Origin of the sequence: Actinomadura logoneensis (assembly GCF_003428695.1) — a bacterium.
GTDB classification, from domain to species: domain Bacteria; phylum Actinomycetota; class Actinomycetes; order Streptosporangiales; family Streptosporangiaceae; genus Spirillospora; species Spirillospora logoneensis.
The window spans coordinates 1-5003 of the sequence record NZ_QURH01000230.1 but is presented as its reverse complement, the minus strand read 5'-3'; the positions used below and the strand labels follow the sequence as shown (position 1 = coordinate 5003).

At 75.6% G+C, this 5003-nt stretch carries 5 protein-coding genes; 3 read left to right on the top strand and 2 right to left on the bottom strand.

All coding sequences use genetic code 11. The features are described from left to right. The first annotated feature begins 196 nt into the window (after window positions 1–196). On the top strand, window positions 197–1660 hold the full coding sequence (locus tag DZF91_RS13450; protein WP_117357813.1) for a leucyl aminopeptidase: 1464 nt from the start codon (window positions 197–199) through the stop codon (window positions 1658–1660). Window positions 1661–1715: 55 nt separating this feature from the next. Here DZF91_RS13450 and DZF91_RS13445 read toward each other — a convergent pair whose 3' ends face one another. Both DZF91_RS13445 and DZF91_RS13440 read right to left on the bottom strand, forming a co-directional pair. Beyond that, entirely contained in the window at window positions 1716–2291 is a 576-nt protein-coding gene (locus DZF91_RS13445) for a hypothetical protein (protein WP_117357812.1), read from the bottom strand. Window positions 2292–2843: 552 nt separating this feature from the next. Beyond that, entirely contained in the window at window positions 2844–3449 is a 606-nt protein-coding gene (locus tag DZF91_RS13440) for an O-methyltransferase (RefSeq protein ID WP_117357811.1), read from the bottom strand. A gap of 234 nt (window positions 3450–3683) precedes the next feature. Between DZF91_RS13440 and sigE the strand changes: the two genes are divergently transcribed. Next, entirely contained in the window at window positions 3684–4355 is a 672-nt protein-coding gene (sigE, locus tag DZF91_RS13435) for an RNA polymerase sigma factor SigE (RefSeq protein WP_117357810.1), read from the top strand. Window positions 4356–4411: 56 nt separating this feature from the next. Further along, window positions 4412–5003, top strand: a 592-nt coding sequence (locus tag DZF91_RS41135; RefSeq protein WP_199486611.1) for an anti-sigma factor family protein, incomplete at its 3' end; no start/stop codon positions are given.

Below are 5003 nucleotides of genomic sequence, written 5' to 3'. Positions count from 1 at the left end.
CCCGGCCGTCCCGGCCCGCCGTCCGGACGCCGCCGACCACGGCGGCCGGGCCTGCCCCACGGCGGACCCGGCCCGGTCCGTCCGCACCGGAACGGCCCACCGGGTACCGGCCCGACCCGGTGCCCGGCCCAGCAGGTAACCCAGCCCAGCAGCGTATTCAGCTCAGCAGCACCCAGCACAGGGGGAAGCGTTCAGCATGCCCATCCAGACCCGGGTCGCACCCGCCGGCGGGACCGTCTCGCAGGCCGTGACCGACCTCGACGCCGAGCTCGCCGCGATCCCCGTCCGGCGGGGGCCGGTCGCGCCCGCCGCCGAGATCGCCGCCGCGCTCCCGTTCACGCTGGACGAGATCCTGGCCCTGCACGGCGCCAAGGGCGAGCCCGGGGAGGTCGTCGCGACGCCCGTCCGCGTCGGCGACAAGGTCCGTGAGCTGCTGCTCTACGGCGTCGGCGACGCCGCCCCCGCCGACCTGCGCAAGGCGGGCGCGGCCCTGGCCCGCCGCGCCCGCGGCCGGGCGAACCTCGTCGCCGGCGTCCCCGAGGGCGACCTCGCGGCGTTCGTGGTGGGCGCCCTGCTCGCCTCCTACGACTTCCGGATCGGCGAGGCCCCGGCGAAGGGCCCGCTGGGCGCGCTCACCGTCCTCACCGAGTCCGGTCCGGAGGCCGCCGCGCCGAAGATCGCGCGCGGTGTCGCGCTGGCCCGCGCGACCGGGCTGGCCCGCGACCTGGCCAACACGCCGTCCTCTGAGAAGACCCCGGCGTGGCTGGCGGACCGGGCCGGCGAGCTGGCGGCCGAGCACGGCCTGTCCGTCCGCGTCCGGGACGAGGACGAGCTGGCCGAGGGCGGCTTCGGCGGCCTGCTGGCGGTCGGCTCCGGCTCGCCGCTGCACCCGCCGCGGCTGATCGAGCTGACCTACGAGCCGGACGGCGCCGATCGGCACATCGTCCTGGTCGGCAAGGGCATCACGTTCGACTCCGGCGGCCTGTCGCTGAAGCCGAACGACAACATGAAGCTCATGAAGACCGACATGCAGGGCGGCGGCATCGTCATCGCGGTCATGGCGGCCCTGCGCGACCTCGGCGTCCGCGCCAAGGTCACCGGCCTGGTCGCGGCGGCCGAGAACATGCCGTCCGGATCGTCCATGCGGCCGAGCGACGTCATCACCCACTTCGGCGGCCGGACGTCGGAGGTGCTGAACACCGACGCCGAGGGGCGGCTCGTCCTCGCCGACGCGCTCGCCTACGCCGACGCCGAGCTCGCGCCCGACCTGGTCGTGGACGTCGCGACCCTCACCGGCGCGGCCAAGGTCGCGCTCGGCCTGCGGCACGGCGCCCTGTTCGCCAACGACGACGCCCTCGCGGACGCGCTCTTCGCGGCGGGCGAGGCAGCGGGCGAGCCGGTCTGGCGCCTGCCGCTCGTCGAGGAGTACCGCAAGGGCATCGAGTCGGACGTCGCGGACGTCGCCAACATCGAGCGCGGCGGCTACGGCGGCGGCTCCATCATGGCCGCGCTGTTCCTGCGCGAGTTCGTCGGCGACCGCCCCTGGGCCCACCTCGACATCGCCGGACCGGGCCGCGCCACCTCCGACGACCTGGAGATCACCAAGGGCGCCACGGGCTTCTCCACCCGCCTCCTCCTGGAGTGGCTCGCGTCCGACTGACGCCCTCGCACCGCACCGTCCGGCCCATGCCCTCCATCGCGGGGGCGGGGCCGGGTCAGCGGGCGCGGCGGTCCACGACGGGCACCTTGCGGCGTCGGCGGATCTCCTTGACCAGGGTCGGGAGGGTGGTGTCCCAGCCCTGCTCGACGCCGACGCACCAGCGGGCCGCCTCCCGCATGCCCGGGGTCGTCGCGGGGACGTCCGCGAGGGTGAAGGCGACCAGAGCCGGGCGCTCGGCGGTGCGGGCCAGCTCGACCAGCGCGTCCGTGCCGAGGAAGACCAGGTAGTCCTGCTCGCCGCGCTTGGTGCCCGGCACTCCGCGCCGCAGCGCGGCCAGGGCGGTCACGTCCGTCCAGGGGAGGACGCGGTCGCGCGAGCGGGGCAGCGGCCAGGGCGCGGGCCGCCGGACGCCCTCGGAGTCCAGCTCCAGGACGGGACGCCGCGCCAGCGGCCCTCCGACCGCTGCCAGGAACCCGCCGCCGAACGCCACCAGGCCCAGCGCGCCCAGCACGATGAACACCAGGCTCCCGACGCCGGACCCGCCGCGCATCAGGCCGCCCGCCACGAACCCGGCCGACGCGAGCAGCAGGATGCCGAACGCCAGACCGCGCCAGGCCGTCCGCCACGTCATCCCCACCCGGACGGCGAAGCTCCCCAGGACCTCCGCCTCAGAGTCATCCGCGCCCGGAGCCTGCGAACCAGGAGCCTCACCGTCCGTCGCGCTCGCGCCCGCAGAGGCTCGGTCCGTGGCGCTCGCGTCCGCACGGGCTCGGTCCGGGGCGTTCGCGCCCGCAGGGGCTCCGTCCGTGGACTCCGCGCCCGGCGTCTTGGCACCCGCAGGAGCTCCGTCCGGGGCGTTCGCGGCCGCAGGGGTTCCGTTCGCGGACTCCGCGCCCGGTGCGTTCGAGGCCGCGGTCCCGCAGGAGCTCCGTCCGGGGCGTTCGCGGCCGCAGGGGTTCCGTTCGCGGACTCCGCGCCCGGTGCGTTCGAGGCCGCGGTGTCTCCGTCCTCTGCGGAAGACCGCGGGGGCGGAGGGTCCTCGGTCCCCGGGAGGGGTTCGGGGGCGGGTTCGGGGGCCGGGGCGGGGGGTTCGACGTCGTGGGCGGTGTCCACCCACCGGGGCCTGCGGGGCTGGCCGTCCGGGGAGGGGCGGACGCGGGGGTCCCGGGGGGCGGGCACGGGGTCAGTCGCGCTTGACGGCGCAGAGCAGGCCGTCGCCCACCGGCAGCAGCAGCGGGACGAGGCGCTCGTCCTCGCGGATCAGGTGGTGGACCTCGCGGATCGCCTCGGTCGTCGGGTCGCCCCGGTGGGCCGGGTCGGCGATCCGCTGGTGCCACAGGGCGTTGTCGAAGGCCACGACGCCGCCTGGACGCAGCAGGCGCAGCGCGGCGGTGAGGTACTCGGGGTACTCGGTCTTCACGGCGTCGCAGAAGACCATGTCGTAGGCGCCGTCGGTGAGGCGCGGCAGCACCTCCAGGGCGCGGCCGACGATCATGCGGGTGCGGTACGAGCCGAGGCCCGCCTCGCGGTAGGCGAGCTTGGCCAGGCGCTGGTTCTCGTGGTCGACGTCCACGCTGGTGAGGACGGCGTCCTTCGGCATCCCGCGCATCATGTAGATCCCGGACACGCCGCAGCCCGTGCCGATCTCGACGACGGTGCGCGCGCCGATCAGGGTGGCGAGGAAGCGCAGTGCGGCGCCGCCGGCGGGGCCGATCGGCGTCGCGCCGACCTCGCGGCCCCGGTGGCGGGCGCTGACGGTCGCCTCGTCCTCGGGGAGGAACTCCTCCACGTAGGTCAGGGTGGCCTCAATGGCGTTGATGGCTGCCTCCTCGCGGGACCCCCGCCTGGCTCATGCTGGAAAGACAATATCGCTGACGGGGAACCAACTGGCGTTTCAGCACGTTCTAACTCACGATGGCGCCCGCCCCGGCCGGGGGCGGGTGTGGATCGCAGTACGGCGACCGCCCCAGCCCAGGCGCGACCGTGTCGTTCCACCGTATGGAGAGAGGAACAGCCCGGCACCATGGGAGTGGCAGCACTGAGTTTCAAGAGCGCTGTCGGGGTCGGCTCCGGACGAGGCCGGGCCGACGCGGCGACGCGTACGCGCGAGAACGCGCCCGAGGCCGAATGGGCGCCACCGTCCTGGGACGAGGTCGTCCGGGAGCACTCGGGCCGGGTGTACCGGCTCGCCTACCGCCTGACCGGCAACCAGCACGACGCGGAGGACCTCACGCAGGAGGTCTTCGTCCGGGTGTTCCGTTCGCTGTCGAACTACACGCCCGGCACGTTCGAGGGCTGGCTGCACCGCATCACCACGAACCTGTTCCTCGACCAGGCGCGGCGCAAGCAGCGCATCCGGTTCGAGGGGCTGGCGGACGACGCCGCCGAGCGCCTCCAGGGCCGCGAGCCCACCCCGGCGCAGGCGTACGACGACCGCAACTTCGACTCCGACGTCCAGGCCGCGCTCGACGCCCTGGCCCCCGAGTACCGGGCGGCCGTGGTGCTGTGCGACATCGAGGGGCTCTCCTACGAGGAGATCTCCGCGACCCTGGATGTCAAACTGGGAACAGTGCGCAGCCGCATCCACCGGGGACGGGCGCAGCTGCGCGCCGCGCTGGAGCACCGGGCGCCCCGCCGCGGGGCGGCCGAGCCCACCGCCGGACGGGCGGTGGCGGCGGTCGCGGAGGGCCGCTGACGGGTGGTCCGGCGCACCGGGGCGCCACACCTGAGATTGATCGACGAGGGAGCCGCGTGAGTTGTCTGGGGGAGCGTCTGACCGCTCTGGTCGACGGCGAGCTGGGGCATGAGGAGCGCGAACGCGCCCTGCGCCACCTCGCGTGCTGCGCGTCGTGCCGCGCCGAGGCCGACGCGCTGCGACGCCTGAAGGCCAGGCTCCGCGGCCTGGCCACACCACCCGACGCGTCCGCGTCCGACCGCACGTCGTCCGCGTCCGACCGCACGTCGTCCGCGTCCGACCGCACGTCCGCGTCCGACCGCACGTCCGCGACCGGTCGTCCCGGGGCCGCTCCTTCGGACCGTCCCTCGCCGGGTATGCCGGGCTTCCCCGGCCCTGGCTTCGCTGATCCCTTCGCCGCCCACGACCTTTCCGGGGCCGGTTTCCCCGACGTCTCCCTGCCCGGACTGCCGGGCGACGGGCCGCTCGGCGCGTCCGCCTCCGCGGACGGCACCCCTCTGGGGGACGCCGACCGCGCCTCCCGTCCGTCCGCCGGTGTGCCGGACGACATGCCCACCCCCGACTTCCTCGCGCGGCTGCGCGGCCTGGGCGAGACCCTCGCCGCGGCCGGCGCCGGGCCCGACGCGGTGCCGGACGCCGGGGCCGGGT

Coding starts and splice junctions, on each gene's coding strand:
- DZF91_RS13450 (WP_117357813.1), top strand. CDS start 197: ATGCCCATCCAGACCCGGGTCGCACCCGCCGGCGGGACCGTCTCGCAG.
- DZF91_RS13445 (WP_117357812.1), bottom strand. CDS start 2,291: ATGACGTGGCGGACGGCCTGGCGCGGTCTGGCGTTCGGCATCCTGCTG.
- sigE (WP_117357810.1), top strand. CDS start 3,684: ATGGGAGTGGCAGCACTGAGTTTCAAGAGCGCTGTCGGGGTCGGCTCC.